We start from the raw sequence: 18,743 nt of genomic DNA, 5'->3' as shown, positions 1-18,743 counted from the left end.
GCGTCGGATACGACGGCGCTCCGCATGGCCGGTTCGGCCGTTGGCTAGAGTTCGCGACGCAGCGCGTCGTGAAATGCGTCGATGACGGCCTCGTTGCGCCGGAAGAACGCCCACTGGCCGATCCGCGTCGACGTCACGAGCCCCGCGCGCTGCAGCGTCGCGAGGTGCGCGGAGACGGTCGACTGCGACAGCCCGCAGCGCGCGTCGATCTGGCCCGCGCAGACGCCGTGTTCGTATGGCAGCGTCTGCTGCGGAAAATGCTCGTCGGGCGTTTTCAGCCAGACGAGGATTTCCCGGCGCACGGGGTTCGAGAGCGCTTTCAGGATCGCGTCGATGTCGAGTTCGGTCGGCATGGAAAGGCTGGGTGTTTCGGTCGGGCAAACGGGTATCGTCGATGGGCGAATCATATATCGTGTTTTTACGATATGTTTGAAAGCACTGTCGGCAATGGGGTTGATAGGACGTTGTAATCTCGGGGTCGGATAGAGGGCGACGTGAACCGCCGTCGATGGGGCCGCCGGCTTCAGGTCGCCTTGCCTGCAATCCGCTATCGCCGTACGAGATCGGGCGAAGCGTGCATCGGCGCGGAGCGCGGTACGCAACCGGCGGGCTGATTCGTTTTCCGCAACGGACCGGCGGCGCGCGACGGATTCTGCGACCATCGCCGTTCAAGTCATATCCGCCACCCGAGCCGCCGCCATGTCCGTCACTTCCGCTGCCTTTTCCCGCATCCGACTCTCGCGCATGCTGCCGGCCGCTCGAGCCCTGTCCTATGCCGTTCCGCTCGCGCTGGCCTGTGCCGCCGCCGGCATGCTGGTCGGCGCGCGGCCGGCCGAAGCCATTACGCCCACACAGCGCGAACGTCTCGAAGCGCCGGTCAAGGCCGTCGCCGACCAGCGCATAACCGTCGACACGCCGCAAGGCCGTGCGGTGCTGCCCGTCTACGCCGATCATCCGCTCGACCAGGCCGCGCCCGACGTCACGCGCGTGTTCATCGTGATTCACGGCACGCTGCGTAATGCCGACGCGTACTACGCATCGGGGCGCGAGGTCGTCGAGAAGGCCGGTGCGGCCGGCACGGGCACGATGGTCGTCGCGCCGCAGTTCCTGACACGCGCCGACGTGCGCGCGTTTTCGTTGCCCGCGCCGACGCTCGCATGGACGCAGGAAGGATGGAAGGGCGGTGAACCGGCCCGCCAGCCGGGCCCGATCAGCTCGTTCGCGGCGCTCGACGCGCTGTTCGCGCATTTCGCCGACCGCGGCCGGTACCCGTCGATGTCGACGGTCGTCGTGATCGGCCACTCGGCCGGCGCACAGTTGCTGCAGCGTTATGCGGTGGCCGGGCGCGAAGGCGACGCGCTCGCGCGTACCGGCATTGCCGTGCGCTACGTGGTTGCGAACCCGTCGAGCTACCTGTATTTCGACGACGAACGGCCGAATGCCGAGGCCATGGCAGGCGGCGCCTGCCCGCGCGCGACCGAATGGAAGTACGGGTTGAAGTCGGCGCCGCCTTACGTTGCATCGCAGGACGTGCGCGATCTCGAAACGCGCTACGTCGCGCGCCATGTCGTGTACCTGCTTGGGCAGGCCGACACGAATCCCACCACGCATTTCATCGACCGTTCGTGCGCGGCGATGGCGCAGGGGCCGTACCGGCTCGCGCGCGGGCTCGCGTATTTCGATTACCTGAAGAAGCGGCATCCGGACGATCTCGCGCAGCAGGTCGTCGAAGTGCCGGGCGTCGGGCATGACGGCCTCGGCATGTTCGCGTCCGCTTGCGGGCTGGCCGTCCTGTTCGGGCAGGCGCTGCCGCAGTCGTGCCCGGTCGTCGCCGGTACCGCGCCGGGCATGCGCTCGGCGGGGCAGTGAGCATACGCCGATGACGACCGGCCGGCATCGTCATTCGACGGTGATCGTTTCCTTCATGTACGGATGAATGCCGCAGAACACCTTGTAGACGCCCGGCTTGTCGAAGCGGAACGCATACGTTTCGTCCTGGTCGAGCGCCTTCGAATGAAAGATGCCGGCGTCGTTGACGACGGTGTGCGGCTCCGCGTCGAGGTTCTTCCACGTGATCGTCGTGCCGGCCTTGATCGTGGTCGACATCGGCGAGAACATGAAATTGCGGATCGTCACGAGCGGGCCGGTCGGGCCTTGCGCGAACGCGGCGGGCGGCATGCCGGCGGCCGCGCCGCACAGGATCAGCACCGTGATGATTCGAGATGGCGTGAAGCGGATCATGTCGGTCTCCTTATATTTGTCAGGCGAGCGTCGCATCGTGCAGCGACGACGCAACCGGATGGCCGGCGAATTCGACGGTCGTCACGCCGAGCATCGACGGCAGCCGGTCGTGCGGCACCGTGAGCGGCACCGGTCCCGGGCCGTTGCCGGCCGTCGGCTGCGGGAACGCGGTCGAGCGGGCGGTATGGAACGTCACGTTGCCCTCGACCTTCGACACGATCTGGTGGATGTGCCCGTTCAGCACGGTGACCGAGCCGAAGCGGCGCAGCAGCGCCATCGTCTGCGGCGCATCGCCGGTGCCCCAGCCCCACGGTTCGTAGATGGTCCACATCGGCATGTGCGAGAACACGACGATCGGCGTGCTCGACGAGCGGCCTTTCAGGTCCTGCGCGAGCCACGCGAGCTGCTCGTCGCCGAAGCTGCCGAGCCCGTTCGGCTTGAAGTGCATCACGTTGACGAGTGCAATGAAGTGCACGCCCGCGTGATCGAAGCTGTAATAGCCGCGGTTGTCCGACGCGTTGCCGAACCGGCCGAAATATTCGGCGCCGGAACGGTCGGTGACGTCGTGCTCGCCGGGCACCGTGTGCAGTTCCGGCACGCGCAGCGCGGACAGCAACTGCGACGCGTGGTCGAATTCCTCGGGCTTCGACAGATGCGTGATGTCGCCGGTATGGATCGCCAGCGCGGGCAAGGCAGGCATCCCGTTGACGAGATCGATCGTCTGCTTCAGCGTGGCCGACACGTCGGGATTCGCGTCCTTGTTGAAGCCGATGTGCGTATCGCTGATCTGCACGAACAGCGGCCGGCCCGCGGCGGCCGGGCGCGCGTCGCCGGCCTGCGCGAGGGCGAGATCGAACGGCGTGAGGATGCCGCCCGACAGCGTGAACAGCGTGCCGAGGCCGCCGAAGGCCATGCATTGCAGGGCCTTGCGGCGTGACGGGCGGGTGGGGGTCGATGAAGCCATGTGAGCCTCGCATTCTCGTGACGAAACCGGACGGCCGGATCGTCCTGGAATAAGCCGGCGCCTTCGCATGCGATACCGGCGAAGCGGCGGATTTATTCCCGGCCGTTGCGAGGTCGAAAGCCGGCGCCCACGCCCGCCACGCGAACGATCGTCATTCGGGCAAATCCCGCTGGTTGGTATCCCACTCGATCCCGCCGGCATTGAGCCGCTCGATCTTTTCCATCCGCTGCCGCGCGAGCTCCGGCAGCCGGTTCGTCACGGCGATCACGAGCGCCTCGGTGAGCGCCAGCGCCGGCACGTTGGTCTGCAGCATCGCGAACGGGCGCCCCTGGATCCGCAGCACGATTTCCGCGAACGCGGCGATCGGCGAGCGCCATTCGTCGGTGACCAGCAGGATCCGCGCGCCGAGCCGGTGCGCGGCCTGCGCGAAGCGGATGCTGTCCTTCTGGTAACGGCGAAAGTCGAAGATCACGAGCACGTCGTTGCGCCCCATGTCGACCAGCGCGACGGACGCGAGATTCACGTTCGGCTCGACGTACTGCACACGCGGCCGCGCATAGGCGAGCGTGAACGAGAACAGCGACGCGAGCGGCGCCGTATACCGCCCGCCGCCGCAGAAAATGCGTACGTCCGGATCGGCCAGCACCGCCACGGCCGCGTCGAACGCGGCCGCGTCGAGCCCTTCGATCGTCGCCGCTAGCGATTCGGACAGCCGCTGGAAGATCGCCGCATGACTGTCGCGCATGCCGGTTTCCGAGTGGAACGCATCCATCCGCGCGAGTGGCGAATTCATCGCGGTGTCGATCTCGTCGTGCAGCGCCTGCTGGAACGACGAGTAGTTCGGGAAACCGATCCGGACGACGAAGCGGAACACGGTCGGGTCGCTGACTTCCGCCTGCTTCGCAAACTGCGCGATGGGGCCCAGCCCGAGACTGGGATAGCGCTCCAGCAACGCCTGCGCGACCTTCTGTTCCGACGGCGTGAAGCTATCCATCTGGGATAACAACAACGCCCTGATGCTCGTCCCCATCGGTACTCCGGCTTTCTATCTGAATTGAACTGAACGACCAAACGGCAGACGGGCGTCTGCCGCCAACTGCACGCATGTTAGCCGATCGACGTGCCGCAGGCCGCGTACGGCCTGAAATTAGAGGGACGCATCACCCTGCTCAACGAATACGTTCATATGTGTAATAAATCGAACATTCATTGTCAGTCTTATCGACGTGCTTTCGCGTCAAATTCAGGGCTTACCCTAGGTTTTGGCCCAAAAAACCGAGTGCTATGATCGCGGCCTCACTGGAATGTATCGTTTATTACATGTCGGATTGGCAGCGTCGACACGTAGTTGCGCACTGGTGCATTCCCGCATGGCCCGGTTTATTCGTCTGGAGGATCCCGTCATGAGGCGGCTCGTAATACTCACCCTGTTGTCGGCGATGAGCGTGTGCGCGTTCGCCGCGTCGGACCCGGCGGTCGAAGCGAAGAACGGCATGGTCGTGTCGTCGCAGCACTTCGCGTCGCAGATCGGCGTCGACATCCTGAAGGCAGGCGGCAACGCGGTGGACGCGGCGGTCGCCGTCGGCTATGCGCAGGCGGTGACCAATTCGTGCTGCGGCAACATCGGCGGCGGCGGTTTCATGACGATCCATCTGGCCGACGGTCGCGACCGCTTCATCAATTTCCGCGAGACGGCGCCGGCCGCGGCGTCCGCGAACATGTATCTCGATGCGTCGGGCAACGTCATTCCGGAGCAGAGCCTGTACGGCTATCGCGCGGTCGGCGTACCGGGTACGGTGGCGGGCCTCGATCTCGCGCAGCGCAAGTACGGGAAGCTGACGCGCCGGCAGGTGATGGCGCCGGCGATCCGGCTCGCGCGTGACGGCTTCGTGCTGACGCGCGGCGATACCGACATCCTCGACACGACGGTCGAGCGCTTCAGGAAGGATCCCGAAGCCGCACGCATCTTCCTGCGCCCGGACGGCTCGGCGCTGCAGCCGGGCGACCGCCTGGTGCAGAAGGATCTGGCCCGCACGCTCGAACGCATCGCGGAGCAGGGGCCCGACGCGTTCTATCACGGCGAGATCCCGAAGATCGTCGAGGCGGCCGCCAAGCGCGGCGGCGGCGTGATCACGGCGGCAGACTTCGCGTCCTATCGCGCGCAGGACATGGCGCCGCTGACGTGCACGTATCGCGGCTACGAGTTCGTGTCGGCGCCGCCGCCGAGCTCGGGCGGCGTGACGATGTGCGAGACGCTGAACATCCTCGAAGGGTATGACCTGCGCAAGCTCGGCTACCACTCGGCCGCGGCGGTCCACTACATGACCGAAGCGATGCGCCACGCGTACGAAGACCGCAACACGCTCCTCGGCGATCCGGACTTCATCGACAACCCGATCGCGAAGCTGACGAGCAAGGAATACGCGGCACAGATCCGCAAGAGCATCCATGCGGACACGGCCACGCCGTCGGTCGACGTGCAGCCCGGTGTCGGCGTGCACGAGAAGCCGGAAACGACGCATTACTCGATCGTCGACCATGACGGCAATGCGGTGTCGACGACCTATACGGTCAACGGCCGCTTCGGCGCCGTGGTCATCGCGCCGGGCACCGGTTTCTTCCTCAACGACGAGATGGACGACTTCACCGTGAAGGTCGGCGCGCAGAACCTGTTCGGCCTCGTGCAGGGCACGCGCAACTCGATCGCGCCGGGCAAGCGTCCGCTGTCGTCGATGGCGCCGACCATCGTGAAGAAGGACGGCAAGGTGTTCATGGTGGTCGGCTCGCCGGGCGGCTCGCGCATCATCACGATCACGCTGCAGACCGTGCTGAACGTGATCGACTACGGGATGACGCCGCAGGACGCGGTCGCCGCGCCGCGCATCCATCACCAGTGGCTGCCCGACGCGGTCTATTACGAAACCTACGGCCTGTCGCCCGACACGCTCGCGATCCTGCGCAACATGGGCTACAAGATGGTCGAGCAGACGCCGTGGGGCGCCGCCGAGCTGATCATGGTCGGCCTGCCGGGCACCGAAGCGGCGAGCCGTCAGAGTTCCGGGAACGATTCGTCCGTGTCCGGCAACGTGCGTGTCGGCTTCATCTACGGCTACAACGACCCGCGCCGTCCGGCCGGTTCGGCGATCGGCTACTGACCCGACCGTTTCATCCCGAATCGCTGCCGCCGGCGTTCGCGTTGCCGCGAATGCCGGTGCGGCGGCAGCGCGCCCGTCGGCGGACATCCACCAGCCTGAGCGGCGCGCACCTTTCTTCCGTCAACTCCATCGCCACTCGGCGAACTCCGTCATGAACAAACGAATGTCTGCGGCAGGCTGGATCCTGCTCGCCATGGCAGCCGGCATCCTGATCGGCTACCTGATCTACACGCAGCTTCCGGACAAGCAGTCGGCCGCGGAAATCGCCGGCTACATCTCGCTCGTGTCCGACGTGTTCCTGCGGCTGATCAAGATGGTGATCGGCCCGCTGGTGTTCTCGACGCTGGTCGTCGGCATCGCGCACATGGGCGACGCGGCGTCGGTCGGGCGCGTGTTCGCGAAAGCGTTCGGCTGGTTCGTCACCGCGTCGCTCGTCTCGCTGCTGCTGGGCCTGCTGATGGCGAACCTGTTGCGGCCCGGCGAGAACCTCGGCCTGCCGCTGCCGGACATCGGCGCGTCCGCGCATCTCGCGACGTCCAAGTTCACGCTGAAGGATTTCGTCGGCCATATGGTGCCGAAGTCGATCGCCGAGGCGATGGCGAACAACGAAATCCTGCAGATCGTCGTGTTCTCGCTGTTCTTCGGCGTGGCGCTCGCCGCGCTCGGCGAGCGCGGCAAGATTCTCGTCGCCGCGATCGACCAGCTCGCGCACGTGATGCTGAAGATCACCGGCTACGTGATGAAGCTCGCGCCGCTCGCGGTGATGGCAGCGATGGCGTCGACCGTCGCGGTCAACGGGCTGTCGATCCTGCTGAAGTTCGCGGTGTTCATGGGCGACTTCTACGCGAGCCTCGTGCTGCTGTGGGCCGCGCTCGTCGCGGCCGGGCTGCTGTTCCTCGGCCGCCGCGTGTTCAAGCTGCTCGCGTTGATCAAGGAAGCGTTCATGCTGTCGTTCGCGACGGCCAGCTCCGAAGCCGCGTATCCGAAGATTCTCGACGCGCTCGACCGCTTCGGCGTGAAGCGCAAGATCTCCAGTTTCGTGATGCCGATGGGCTATTCGTTCAATCTCGACGGCTCGATGATGTACTGCACGTTCGCGTCGCTGTTCATCGCGCAGGCGTACAACATCCACCTGTCGCTCGGCACGCAGATCACGATGCTGCTCGTGCTGATGCTCACGTCGAAGGGAATGGCCGGCGTGCCGCGCGCGTCGCTCGTCGTGATCGCGGCGACGCTGCACCAGTTCAACATCCCGGAAGCCGGGCTGCTGCTGATTCTCGGGGTCGACACGTTCCTCGACATGGGCCGCTCGGCCACCAATGCGGTCGGCAACTCGATCGCGAGCGCGGTGGTCGCGAAGTGGGAGGGCGAGCTGATGTCGGAGTCCGAAGCACGCGCGCATGCCGCGCATCTCGATGCCGAACTCGAACGGCAGAACGGCGATCCGGCCTATGGCGCCGGTCAGACCACGGCGACCTGACGCTCAGGCCGCCAGCGCGTCGTCGATGCATGCCGCGAGGACCATCGCGGCGGCGTTGCCCGGCGTCGAGCCGAGCAGTTGCGGCGCATAGACGCTGTCGCCGATCTCGATCGGTCGCCCCGACAGCGCGCACACGCCGCGCTTGCGCGTCGTGAACAGGCGCCATTTCTGGTAGCCGTAGTGTCCGGTGCACGCGTCGCACCACGAAATCATCACGGTGTCGGCGGTCGGCCGTTCGAGCACGTCGATGGTCGGCTTGCTCGTCGCGTCCCACGACGGCAGCCGGTCGCGCGTGACGCTGCGCCGCCGCGGCGCACCCCATGAGACGGACGGCATGTCGAAGCTGCCGATCGCGGCGACGGTCATGAGCCAGGGCGCTGCACGGTTGTTCATGTCTCTGTTCCTCGAAACGTTACGCGGTGCCGCGACGCGCGGCATCACGACAGGCGGATGCGCGGCTGCACCCAGCCGTTGATCCGTTCGGCGATCCACAGCAGGGTCGCCTTGGAAAAGCCGTGCAGCGCCTGCTGGTGCCGCCGGTAGAGCATCAGGTGGCTGAACTGCGCGAAGCGCCCCTGGATGAAGCCGCCGCGGAAGAACCCGAACTGCCCCAGCGTGCCGAATGCGTCGTAATCGCTGATCGACACCAGCGCGCCGAAATCGTGGAATGCGAACGGTGGAATCGGCGTGCCGTCGAGCCATGCGGGCAGATGCTTCGCGAGGTGCTCGGCCTGCTGCGTCGCGACCTGCGCGGTCGGCGGCAGCGGTCGTTCGTGGCCGTCGGGCAGCAGGCTGCCGCAATCGCCGATCGCGAACACGCACTCGTCGCCGGTCGCCTGCAGCGTGGGGCCGACGACGATCTGGTTCGCGCGGTTCGTGTCGAGCCCGCCCAGCGCCTGCATGAAGTCGGGCGCCTTCACGCCGGCCGCCCAGACCATCAGGTCGGCTTCGGCGAACGACCCGTCGCCGTAGTGGAAACCGTTCGCGTCGGCCGACGTGACGCGCGTCGACGTCAGCACGCGAAAGCCGATCTGTTCGAGCCGCCGCCGGGCCGACGCGGAAATGCGCGGCGGAAACGCGTTGAGGATGCGCGGGCCGCTTTCGAGCAGCGTGAGCTGCAGCCGCTCGCGTACCGTCTCGTCACCGTACGCCTGCGCCACTTCCAGCAAGCGGCTCAGCTCCGCCGCGAGTTCCACGCCCGTCGCGCCCGCGCCGACGATCGCGACGCGAAACGGCTCGTCGCGCGCGATGCTGCGGAACACGCGCATCCGCAACGCTTCGTTGAAGGTCTCGGCCTGCTGCTGGCTGTCGATGAAGTAGCAGTGCTCGCGCACGCCGGGTACGCCGAAATCGTTGGCCTGGCTGCCGAGCGCGAGGATCAGCACGTCGTATTCGAGTTCGCGTGCGCCGATCACCACGTCGCCGTCCCGCGAGCGGATCGCGCCGAGCTGCACGCGGCGGCGCGCGCGATCGAGCCCCTTCAGTTCGCCGGGCTGGTATGTGTAGCCGTGGTCGCGCGCATGGGCGAGGAAGATCACCTGTTGCTGCTGGACGTCGCGCGTGCCGGCCGCGATCGTGTGCAGCATCGGCTTCCAGATGTGCGTCGGGCTCCGATCGACGACCGTGATCCGTGCCTGCCCGGACCGGCCGAGACGCTCGCCCAGGCGGGTCGCGAGTTGCAGCCCGGCGATCCCGCCGCCGACGATGACGATGCGTGTAGGGGTTGTCATGGATAAATCATCACGTGATGAATAAGGTATGATCCTAGCGCTTCCCGGCTCCGCGTGTCAACGGAGCGGGGCGGGTCGCCCGATTCCGGCATGTCGAAGCGGGGGCCGGACACGGGCATTCGAATCGTTCAAGGAGCAGGAAAAACGTGGCAGAAGTCACTGAACGCGCGCCGTCGAAGCGGCGGACGCGCGGACGGCCGCTGGCGGATGCGTCCGTCGGTCCGGACGTGATATTGCGGGCCGCGCGCCGCACGTTCGCGAAGCGCGGCTACGACGCGACGAGCGTGCGTGAAGTCGCGCGCGAGCTGGGCATCGACGCGGCGCTGATCGCCCATCACTTCGGCACGAAGGAAACGTTGTGGCTGGCGGTCGTCGAGCAGATCGTCGAGCTGGCCGAACCGATGTTCGACGCGCTGCGTGCGTTGCGCGCGTCGCCGCTGCCGCATCGCGAGCGCGTGCGGCGCGCGCTGGAGCTGTGCGTCGATCACGAATTCGCGGAGCCGGATATCGGCATGTTCTTCTCGACGGCGGCGACCGAGGAGGGCGCGCGGCTCGACCGGCTGCGGGAGCGGCTCGTGCGCCCGTACCACGACGCGATGTTTCCGCTGCTGGCGGACGCGGTCGAGGCCGGCGCGATTCGTCCGGTCGATCCGAACGTGCTGTTCTTCATGATCGCGAGCGCCGTGGGTACGACCGTGTCGTACAGCCACATGATGCTGGAGTTCACGTCGCTGCCCACGCGGCAGCACGAATTCAGGCAGGCCGTGCTCGCGGTCGCGCTGAACATTCTCGGCGACTGAGCGCCGCGCGCGCGATGCGCGCGGTCACGTCGCCGCGATCAGCCCCAGCTCGCGCACCGCGTTCCGCGCGCTCTCGCGCAGCGCATCGACGAGCGGCGACGGCGCGCGGTATGCGATCGCCAGCTCGTACGCGAGCGGACTGCCCGCGCCCTTCAGTTCGCAGAACGTAATGCCTCGCGGCTGCATCGGCACGAACAGGCGCGGCATCAGCGCGACGCCGATGCCGCCCGCGACGAGCCCGGCCGTCGTCTGCATCTGGCGCGGCTGCTGGACCACGCGCGGCGCGAAGCCCGCCTGCGCGCACGCCGTCACGATCAGCGCGTGCATGCCGGGCCCGTGGTGCGCGGCAAACATGACCCACGGTTCATCCGCCAGCTCGGCCAGCGCGATGCGGCGGCGCCGCGCGAGCCGGTGGCCGTCGGGCAGCGCGGCCACCATCCGGTCGCGCAGCAGCGGCTCGACATGCACGTCGCCGGCATCGGCCACCGGCAGCACGACGATGCCGACGTCCGTGCGGTCCTGACGCAGCGCGAGCATCTGTTCGGCGGTCGTGCCTTCCTCGAGCTGGAAATCGACGTCCGGATGGCGCTCCTGGAACGCGCGCAGGATCAGCGGCAACAGCGCGTTGACCGTGCTGTCGACGAAGCGCAGCCGCAGCGTGCCGCCGAGGCCGGCGCCCGCGCGGCGCGCCACGGCCACCGCGCGCTCGGCCTGTTCGAGCGCGCGCCGCGCTTCGAGCAGGAACGCTTCGCCGGCCGGCGTGAGCCGCGAGCCGCGGTTGTCGCGCTCGAGCAATGCGACGCCCAGTTCGTCCTCGAGCTTGCGGATCGCCGCGCTGAGCGGCGGCTGAGCCATGTGCAGTCGCTCGGCCGCGCGCCGGAAGCCGAGCGTTTCGGCGACCGCGATGAATTGCCGGAACTGGCGCAGATCGATCATGCGATACCTGCCATGTATCAATAGATCATCGAATTCGTATTTTACCTATCACCCTGCGCTGCCCAGAATGTCCTTGTCGTCAACCGTCGATACTCGGGAGGGCAGATCATGACGGGCAATGAACAGCAGCGCACGGCCATCGTCACGGGCGGGTCGAGCGGGACCGGCTTCGCGATCGCGAGCCGGCTGGTGCGGGACGGGTATCGCGTCGCGCTCGTCGGGCGCGATGCGGCGCGGCTGGAGGCGGCTGTCGCGCGCCTGGGCGGAGCGGCAGTCGGGCAGGCCGGCGATCTGAGCGTGCGACGCGATGCGGAGGCGGTGGTGGCGGCGATCGTCGCAAGATGGCCGCGTATCGACGTCCTCGTCAACAACGCGGGGCGGACCGCCCGCGTCAGTGCGGACACCGAAGCGAGCGAGGCCGAGGCCGTGTGGGACACCGTGCTCGACGCAAACCTCAAGAGCCTGTTCCTGACGACGATGGCCGTGCTGCCGCACCTCGCCGATCGCGCGGCGCGAATCGTCAACATCGGCTCGATCGCGGCGCGCGCCGGCAGCCTGTTGCCGGGCGGCCTCGCCTATGCGGCCGCGAAGGCCGGCGTCGAAGGCTTCACCGTCGCGCTGGCACGCGAACTCGGGCCGCGCGGCGCAACGGTCAATACGGTGGCGCCCGGCTATATCGCCGGCACGCGTTTCTTCGGGGACGGCGGGGTCGCGCCGGCGGTCGCGGCGATGATCCGCGCGCAGACGCCGGCCGGCCGCGCGGGGCAGCCGGACGACGTCGCCGATGCGGTTGCCTGGCTCGCCGGGCCGCGCGCGTCGTTCGTCACCGGCGCGACGATCGCGGTGAACGGCGGCTGGCGCGTCGGGTGACGCACGGCATCCACGATCGGCGCGTCATTCGCAATCCGTTGGCGGCTTGTCGCCGAGCCAGCGCCGTGCACCGGGCCCGTTGCGGCCCGCGCGGTCTTCCGGGTTGGTCAGCTTGCAGCGTTTCAGCGACAGGCAGCCGCAGCCGATGCATTCGTCGAGGTTGATGTAGAGCCGCTGCAATTCCTCGATCCGGCTCGCGACGCGCTGCTTCCAGCCGCGTGACAGCCGCTGCCAGTCCTTGTTGGTCGGCGCGGTGTCCTCGGGCAGGCTGACGAGCTGCTCGGCGATTTCGTCGAGCGAATAGCCGATCTTCTGCGCGAACACGATGAACGCGATCAGCCGCAGCACCGCACGCGAATAGCGGCGATGGCTCGAGCCGTTGCGGTGCGACTTGATCAATCCGCGCATCTCGTAGAAACGCAGCGTCGACGCCGGCACGCCGCTGCGCGCGGCCACTTCGCGGATCGACATCAGCGGCCATTGCGGGGTTTCCGGGATACCCATGACGCCCTCCGGGAAAGCTTGACTTGAAGTTAACTTCAACTTTTATGCTACGCGGCAGTTTAACCCGTCGCGAGGCATCATGCGCTCCTTTTCCCTACGCAGGACGTCGCCTTTGGGCGTGGCCTGCGCCCTGTTGCTGGCGTTGTCGGGCTGTCACGACGGCAAAGGCACGTCGTCGGCCCAGCCGCTGCCCGAAGTCGGCGTCGCCACCGTCGCGCCGCGTACCGTTCGCCTCGCGGACGAATTCAACGGACGCGTCGAAGCGGTCGACGCGGTCGAGTTGCGGCCGCGCGTGAGCGGCTATCTGCAGCGTGTCGCGTACAAGGAGGGCGACGTGGTCGCGCAGGGCGCGCTGCTGTTCGAGATCGATCCGCGCCCGTACCGGATCGCGCTCGACCGTGCGAATGCGCAGCAGCAGCGCGCCCGTGCGGCCGCGAACCTCGCGAACCTGCAGCTCAAGCGCGTGCAGACGCTGATCGATGCGCATGCGACGTCGCAGGAGGAACTCGACAACGCGCGCGCCACCGCCGAGCAGGCGCGCGCCGACCTGCAGGCAGCCGACGCGGCCGTTGCCGACGCGAAGCTCAATCTCGGCTTCACCGAAGTGCGTGCGCCGATCGCGGGGCGCGTCGGCCGCGCGGTCGCGACCGTCGGCAACCTCGCGCGCGCGGACGACACGCTGCTGACGACCGTCGTGTCGCAGGATCCGGTCTACGTGTATTTCGATTGCGACGAGCAGAGCTACCTGCGCTACAACGCGCGGCGTGCCGATCCGGCGCATCGCGCGATCGGCGCCGATCCGGTGCGCGTCGGCCTCGCGAACGAGACGGGCTTCCCGCATGCGGGCACCGTCGATTTCCTCGACAACCGGCTCGATCCGCAAACCGGCACGATCCGCGCCCGCGTGCGGCTGCCGAATGCGGACCATACGTTTACGCCGGGCCTGTATGCGCGCGTGCAGCTCGTGAGCGGCCGCGACCAGGATGCATTGCTGGTCGACGACAAGGCCGTGCTGACCGACCAGGACCGCAAGTACGTGTACGTGATCGGCCCCGGCGACAAGGCGTTGCGTCGCGACGTGACGATCGGCCGCGAACTCGACGGCGAGCGGATCGTCGAGAAGGGGTTGCAGGCGGGCGACCGCGTGGTGGTCGACGGCGTGCAGCGCATCTACTATCCGGGCGCGCAGGTGAAGCCGAAGGCGCTGCCCGCGCGCGCCGATGCCGGCGCGCCTGCCGCGCAATGACGGGAGCGATACGATGGATTTCTCCCGCTTCTTCATCGACCGCCCGATTTTCGCGGTCGTGCTGTCGATCGTCATTTTCGCGATCGGCCTGATCTCGATTCCGATGCTGCCGGCCGGCGAATATCCCGAAGTCGTGCCGCCGAGCGTCGTCGTGCGTGCGACGTACCCGGGCGCGAACCCGAAGGAAATCGCCGAGTCGGTCGCCGAACCGCTGGAAGAGGCGATCAACGGCGTCGAAGGCATCATGTACATGAAGTCGGTCGCCGGGTCGGACGGCAGCCTGCAGGTCGTCGTCACGTTCCTGCAGGGCGTCGATCCCGACACGGCCGCCGTGCGCGTGCAGAACCGCGTGAGCCAGGCGCTGTCGCGCCTGCCCGACGAGGTCCGCCAGTACGGCGTGACCACGCAGAAGCAGTCGCCCACGCCGCTGATGTACGTGAGCCTCTATTCGCCCGACAGCAGCCGCGATTCGCTGTACCTGCGCAACTACCTGACGCTGAACGTGAAGGACGAGCTGTCGCGGCTGACCGGCATCGGCGACGTCGGCGTGTACGGCTCGGGCGATTACGCGATGCGGCTGTGGCTCGACCCGAACCGGCTCGCATCGCGCGGCCTGACCGCGAGCGACGTGATCGCGGCCGTGCGCGAGCAGAACGTGCAGGTGTCGGCCGGCCAGCTCGGCGCGGAGCCGTCGCCGAAGAAGAACGACTTTCTCGTGTCGATCAACGTGCGCGGCCGCCTGCGCACGGTTCAGGAATTCAGCGACATCGTGCTGCGCAACGGCGACGACGGGCAGGTCGTGAAGCTGTCCGACGTCGCGCGCATCGAGCTCGGCGCGGGTGACTACACGCTGCGCTCGTATTTCAACGACAAGCATTCGGCCGTGGTCGGCATCTTCCTGTCGCCGGGCGCGAACGCGCTCGACGTCGCGAAGGCCGTGTATGCGAAGCTCGACGAGCTGTCGAAGCGCTTCCCGCCTGGCGTCGCGTACCGCCCGGTGTGGGACCCGACGGTGTTCGTGCGCGAATCGATCCGCGCGGTGCAGCACACGCTGATCGAGGCCGTGGTGCTGGTCGTGCTCGTCGTGATCCTGTTCCTGCAGACGTGGCGCGCGTCGATCATTCCGCTCGTCGCGGTGCCGGTATCGGTGGTCGGCACGTTCGCATGGCTCTATCTGCTCGGCTATTCGATCAACACGCTGACGCTGTTCGGGCTCGTGCTCGCGATCGGGATCGTCGTCGACGATGCGATCGTCGTGGTCGAGAACGTCGAGCGCAACATCGCACAAGGGTTGAGCCCGCGCGATGCCGCACACCAGGCGATGCGCGAGGTGTCGGGGCCGATCGTCGCGATCGCGCTCGTGCTGTGCGCGGTGTTCGTGCCGATGGCGTTCATGTCGGGCGTCACCGGCCAGTTCTACAAGCAGTTCGCGGTGACGATCGCGATCTCGACGGTGATCTCCGCGATCAACTCGCTGACGCTGTCGCCCGCGCTCGCCGCGAAGCTGCTGCGTCCGCACGGCGCGCCGAAGGATGCACTGACGCGCGCGCTCGACCGCGCATTCGGCTGGTTGTTTCATCCGTTCAACCGCTTCTTCGAGCGCAGCGCCGATCGCTATCACGGCGTCGTCGCGCGCACGCTGAAGCGGCGCGGCGTGGTGTTCGCGGTTTATGCGGCGCTGCTCGCGGCGACCGCGCTGCTGTTCGACGCGGTACCGGGCGGTTTCATCCCGGTGCAGGACAAGCTGTACCTGTTCGCGGGCGCGAAGCTGCCGGAAGGCGCGTCGCTCGCGCGCACCAGCGCGGTGACCGAGCAGATGACGAAGATCGCGCTCGGTACCGACGGCGTCGAGATGGTGCCGGCGTTCGCCGGGCTGAATGCGCTGCAGGGCGTGAACACGCCGAACATCACGAACTCCTACGTGATCCTCAAGCCGTTCGACCAGCGTCACCGCAGCGCCGCGCAGATCAACGCGGACCTGAACGCGCGCTTCGCGGCGATTGGCGGCGGCATTACGTATGCCCTGATGCCGCCGCCGATCCAGGGCCTGGGCAACGGCTCCGGGTACGCGCTGTATCTGGAGGATCGCGGCGGCCTCGGCTACGGCGAATTGCAGAAGGCGCTCACCGCGTTCCAGGCCGCGGTCGCGAAGACGCCGGGGATGAGCTATCCCGTCAGCTCGTACCAGGCGAACATCCCGCAACTCGAGGTGAAGGTCGACCGGCTGAAGGCGAAGGCGCAGGGCGTCGCGCTGACCGATCTGTTCAATACGTTGCAGGTGTATCTCGGCTCGATGTACGTGAACGACTTCAACGTGTTCGGCCGCGTATATCGCGTGATGGCGCAGGCGGATGCCGGCCACCGGCAGACGGCCGCCGACATCGCGAACCTGCGCACACGCAACGCGAAGGGCGAGATGGTGCCGATCGGCTCGATGGTGACGGTCGGGCCCGCGTACGGCCCCGATCCGGTCGTGCGCTACAACGGCTATCCGGCCGCCGACCTGATCGGCGATGCCGACCCGAAGACGATGTCGTCGTCGCAGGCGATCGCGAAGCTGCAGCAGATCGCGAAGGACGTGCTGCCGCCGGGCATCACGCTCGAATGGACCGACCTCAGCTACCAGCAGGTCACGCAGAGCAACGCGGCGATCGTCGTGTTCCCGCTGGCCGTGATGCTCGTGTTCCTGGTGCTCGCGTCGCTGTACGAGAGCTGGACGCTGCCGCTCGCGGTGATCCTGATCGTGCCCGTGTGCATGTGCGCGGCGCTGTTCGGCGTGTGGCTGTCCGGCGGCGACAACAACGTGTTCGTGCAGGTCGGTCTCGTCGTGCTGATGGGGCTGGCGTGCAAGAACGCGATCCTGATCGTCGAATTCGCGCGCGAGCTCGAGATCCAGGGCAAGGGTGTGGTCGACGCGGCGCTCGAAGCGTGCAAGCTGCGGTTGCGTCCGATCGTGATGACGTCGGTCGCGTTCATCGCGGGCTCGGTGCCGCTGCTGATCGGCAGCGGCGCGGGCAGCGAGGTGCGGGCGGCCACCGGCGTCACCGTGTTCGCGGGGATGCTGGGCGTCACGCTGTTCGGGCTGTTCCTGACGCCCGTGTTCTACGTGGCGATCCGCAAGCTCGCGGGCGGCACGCCGGCCGTCTGGAGCGAACAGCATGGCACCCTCGAAGGAGAAAACCGATGAGCGCCGCTTTCCGTCTTTCCGCGCTCGCGATGTCGGTGACGCTCGCCGCATGCGCGGTCGGCCCCGATTTCAAACGACCGGATACGGCCACGGCCGCGCGGTTCGCGCGCGATGCGCATCCGGCGACGCAGCGCGATGCGGCGCCGGCCGATACATGGTCCGATACACGGCCCGATATGCCGCCCGACGCATCGGCGGCGGCCGATGCCGCGTTCTGGCGCGGTTTCGGCGATCCGGCGCTGACGCAGTTGATCGACGCGGCGCTCGCGGCGAACCAGGATCTGCAGGTGGCCGTATCGCGCTACGACGCGGCGAATGCGCTGCTGTCGCAGGCGACGTTCGACCGCTATCCGACAATCACCGCGAGCGGCCGGATCGGCCATCAGTTGATGAGCAAGGACCAGGCGTTCGGCGCGCCGCGCAGCCAGCGCGATGCGCCGACGTCGAGCGTGGGCGTCGATGCCGCGTGGGAACTCGACCTGTTCGGCCGCGTGCGGCGCTCGATCGAATCGCAGCGCGCGGAAACGGCGGCCAGCGCGGCCGACGTGCGCGCGGTGCGCGTCGCGATCGCGGGAGAGGTCGCGAGCACGTACGTCGATCTGCGAGGCTCGCAGGAACGATTGCGGATCGCGCGCGAGAACGCCGACAACCAGAAGCAGACGCTTGCGCTGATCAATGTGCGCGTCGGCGCGGGACGCGGCTCCGAACTCGATGCGGCGCGAGCGCGTGCGCAGTACGAATCGACGACGTCGCGGATCGCCGTGTACGAAGCCGCGATCGGCGTCGACGAGCATCGGCTCGCGGTGCTGGTCGGGCAGACGCCGGATGCGTTGATCGGCCGGTTCGACCCGCCGAAGACGGCCGCGCCGGTGCCGCTGCCGGCGCTCGCGGCCGACATCGATCCCGGCACGCCAGGCGACTTGCTGCGCCGCCGCCCCGATGTCGCGGCCGCCGAGGCGCGGCTGCATGCGGCGACCGCGCGCGTCGGCGTCGCGACGGCCGACCTGTTTCCGCGCTTCACGCTGTCGGGGCTGCTCGGCAGCGCGACGAGCAGCTACGGGTTCTTCCGCGCGGGCAGCGACACGAACCTGATCGCGCTCGGCATCGACTGGTCGTTCCTCGACGTCGGCCGCGTGCGCGCTCGGATCGCCGCGAGCGACGCGGAGGCCGCCGGCCAGCTTGCGCAGTACCGGCAGACCGTGCTCGGCGCGCTGGAGGAAACCGAGAATGCACTGCTGCGCGTCGCGCGCACGCGTGACGAGACCGCTCATCTCGTGCGCGCGGCCGACGACAGCGCGCGCGCCGCGCAACTTGCGCAGGCGCGCTTCTCGGCGGGCGCGATCGACTACTACGAAGTGCTCGACGCGCAACGGACGCTGCTGCAGGCGCAGGACGCGGCGGCCGACGGGCGGATGCGCAGCGCGGCATCGACGGTCGCGCTGTACAAGGCGCTCGCGGGCGGCTGGCCGTCGGGTACGGGGCGGGGCGCACAAGGCCCGCTTGCTCAGTCGGAGAAGTAGCGCGAACAGTGCGGCGCGGCGATCGTGGCGTCGCGTCGCGTCGCTCCGCGCAAAGCAACGCGCAGCGATCGGCGAGCAACGCGGCAATGGCAATCGCATGAAAGGGTCAT

General features: G+C 67.8%; 16 protein-coding genes. 8 read left to right on the top strand and 8 right to left on the bottom strand.

The window, feature by feature from the left end; translation table 11 throughout:
- Nucleotides 1–44: 44 nt before the first annotated feature.
- Nucleotides 45–353 carry an ArsR/SmtB family transcription factor gene (locus KPB06_RS30125; RefSeq protein ID WP_059584834.1) on the bottom strand — a complete coding sequence of 103 codons (309 nt, stop codon included), beginning with the start codon at nt 351–353 and terminating at the stop codon, nt 45–47.
- Between the two features lie 346 nt (nt 354–699).
- Here KPB06_RS30125 and KPB06_RS30120 point away from each other — a divergent pair, with 346 nt between their 5' ends.
- Nucleotides 700–1,869 carry an alpha/beta hydrolase gene (locus KPB06_RS30120; RefSeq protein WP_275905766.1) on the top strand — a complete coding sequence of 390 codons (1,170 nt, stop codon included), beginning with the start codon at nt 700–702 and terminating at the stop codon, nt 1,867–1,869.
- 30 nt (nt 1,870–1,899) lie between these two features.
- Here the strand turns inward: KPB06_RS30120 and KPB06_RS30115 are convergent, their stop codons facing one another.
- From KPB06_RS30115 to KPB06_RS30105, 3 genes are all read right to left on the bottom strand, one after another.
- Nucleotides 1,900–2,241 carry a cupredoxin domain-containing protein gene (locus tag KPB06_RS30115; RefSeq protein ID WP_059585118.1) on the bottom strand — a complete coding sequence of 114 codons (342 nt, stop codon included), beginning with the start codon at nt 2,239–2,241 and terminating at the stop codon, nt 1,900–1,902.
- A 19-nt stretch (nt 2,242–2,260) separates the two neighbouring features.
- Complete coding sequence (locus KPB06_RS30110; RefSeq protein ID WP_059584837.1) at nt 2,261–3,205, bottom strand: metallophosphoesterase family protein; 945 nt, start codon at nt 3,203–3,205, stop codon at nt 2,261–2,263.
- Between the two features lie 151 nt (nt 3,206–3,356).
- On the bottom strand, nt 3,357–4,235 hold the full coding sequence (locus KPB06_RS30105; protein ID WP_059584838.1) for a MurR/RpiR family transcriptional regulator: 879 nt from the start codon (nt 4,233–4,235) through the stop codon (nt 3,357–3,359).
- A 373-nt stretch (nt 4,236–4,608) separates the two neighbouring features.
- On the opposite strand from KPB06_RS30105, the gene ggt reads away from it, so the two are divergent.
- Both ggt and KPB06_RS30095 read left to right on the top strand, forming a co-directional pair.
- Entirely contained in the window at nt 4,609–6,360 is a 1,752-nt protein-coding gene (gene ggt / locus KPB06_RS30100; protein ID WP_059584839.1) for a gamma-glutamyltransferase, read from the top strand.
- Nucleotides 6,361–6,511: 151 nt separating this feature from the next.
- A complete protein-coding gene (locus KPB06_RS30095; protein WP_059584840.1) occupies nt 6,512–7,840 on the top strand; it encodes a dicarboxylate/amino acid:cation symporter in 1,329 nt (442 codons plus the stop codon).
- 3 nt (nt 7,841–7,843) lie between these two features.
- Here KPB06_RS30095 and KPB06_RS30090 read toward each other — a convergent pair whose 3' ends face one another.
- A complete protein-coding gene (locus tag KPB06_RS30090) occupies nt 7,844–8,233 on the bottom strand; it encodes a DUF3331 domain-containing protein (RefSeq protein ID WP_059584841.1) in 390 nt (129 codons plus the stop codon).
- Between the two features lie 44 nt (nt 8,234–8,277).
- Nucleotides 8,278–9,570 carry an NAD(P)/FAD-dependent oxidoreductase gene (locus tag KPB06_RS30085; RefSeq protein ID WP_059584842.1) on the bottom strand — a complete coding sequence of 431 codons (1,293 nt, stop codon included), beginning with the start codon at nt 9,568–9,570 and terminating at the stop codon, nt 8,278–8,280.
- Nucleotides 9,571–9,716: 146 nt separating this feature from the next.
- Between KPB06_RS30085 and KPB06_RS30080 the strand changes: the two genes are divergently transcribed.
- The gene (locus KPB06_RS30080; protein WP_059584843.1) at nt 9,717–10,370 is read left to right on the top strand and encodes a TetR/AcrR family transcriptional regulator; all 654 of its coding nucleotides are present in this window, start codon (nt 9,717–9,719) and stop codon (nt 10,368–10,370) included.
- 24 nt (nt 10,371–10,394) lie between these two features.
- On the opposite strand, the gene KPB06_RS30075 is transcribed toward KPB06_RS30080, so the two are convergent.
- The gene (locus KPB06_RS30075; RefSeq protein WP_059584844.1) at nt 10,395–11,306 is read right to left on the bottom strand and encodes a LysR family transcriptional regulator; all 912 of its coding nucleotides are present in this window, start codon (nt 11,304–11,306) and stop codon (nt 10,395–10,397) included.
- 108 nt (nt 11,307–11,414) lie between these two features.
- Here KPB06_RS30075 and KPB06_RS30070 point away from each other — a divergent pair, with 108 nt between their 5' ends.
- A complete protein-coding gene (locus tag KPB06_RS30070) occupies nt 11,415–12,176 on the top strand; it encodes an SDR family NAD(P)-dependent oxidoreductase (protein WP_059584845.1) in 762 nt (253 codons plus the stop codon).
- Nucleotides 12,177–12,200: 24 nt separating this feature from the next.
- Here KPB06_RS30070 and soxR read toward each other — a convergent pair whose 3' ends face one another.
- Entirely contained in the window at nt 12,201–12,680 is a 480-nt protein-coding gene (gene soxR / locus KPB06_RS30065; RefSeq protein ID WP_059584846.1) for a redox-sensitive transcriptional activator SoxR, read from the bottom strand.
- Nucleotides 12,681–12,759: 79 nt separating this feature from the next.
- On the opposite strand from soxR, the gene KPB06_RS30060 reads away from it, so the two are divergent.
- From KPB06_RS30060 to KPB06_RS30050, 3 genes are read left to right on the top strand one after another with little or no spacing between them, the layout of a single operon-like run.
- The gene (locus tag KPB06_RS30060; protein WP_059584847.1) at nt 12,760–13,926 is read left to right on the top strand and encodes an efflux RND transporter periplasmic adaptor subunit; all 1,167 of its coding nucleotides are present in this window, start codon (nt 12,760–12,762) and stop codon (nt 13,924–13,926) included.
- A 13-nt stretch (nt 13,927–13,939) separates the two neighbouring features.
- Nucleotides 13,940–17,113 (top strand): efflux RND transporter permease subunit, encoded by a 3,174-nt coding sequence (locus KPB06_RS30055; protein ID WP_275905767.1) that lies wholly within the window; start codon nt 13,940–13,942, stop codon nt 17,111–17,113.
- The gene (locus KPB06_RS30050) at nt 17,110–18,633 is read left to right on the top strand and encodes an efflux transporter outer membrane subunit (RefSeq protein ID WP_059584848.1); all 1,524 of its coding nucleotides are present in this window, start codon (nt 17,110–17,112) and stop codon (nt 18,631–18,633) included. Before KPB06_RS30055 ends, KPB06_RS30050 begins: the two co-directional genes overlap by 4 nt.
- Nucleotides 18,634–18,743: the final 110 nt, after the last annotated feature.

Origin of the sequence: Burkholderia semiarida, from assembly GCF_029268935.1 — a bacterium.
In the GTDB taxonomy this organism is placed as follows: domain Bacteria; phylum Pseudomonadota; class Gammaproteobacteria; order Burkholderiales; family Burkholderiaceae; genus Burkholderia; species Burkholderia semiarida.
Note: the sequence above shows the minus strand (reverse complement) of the source record. Positions and strands in the feature narration are given on the sequence as shown.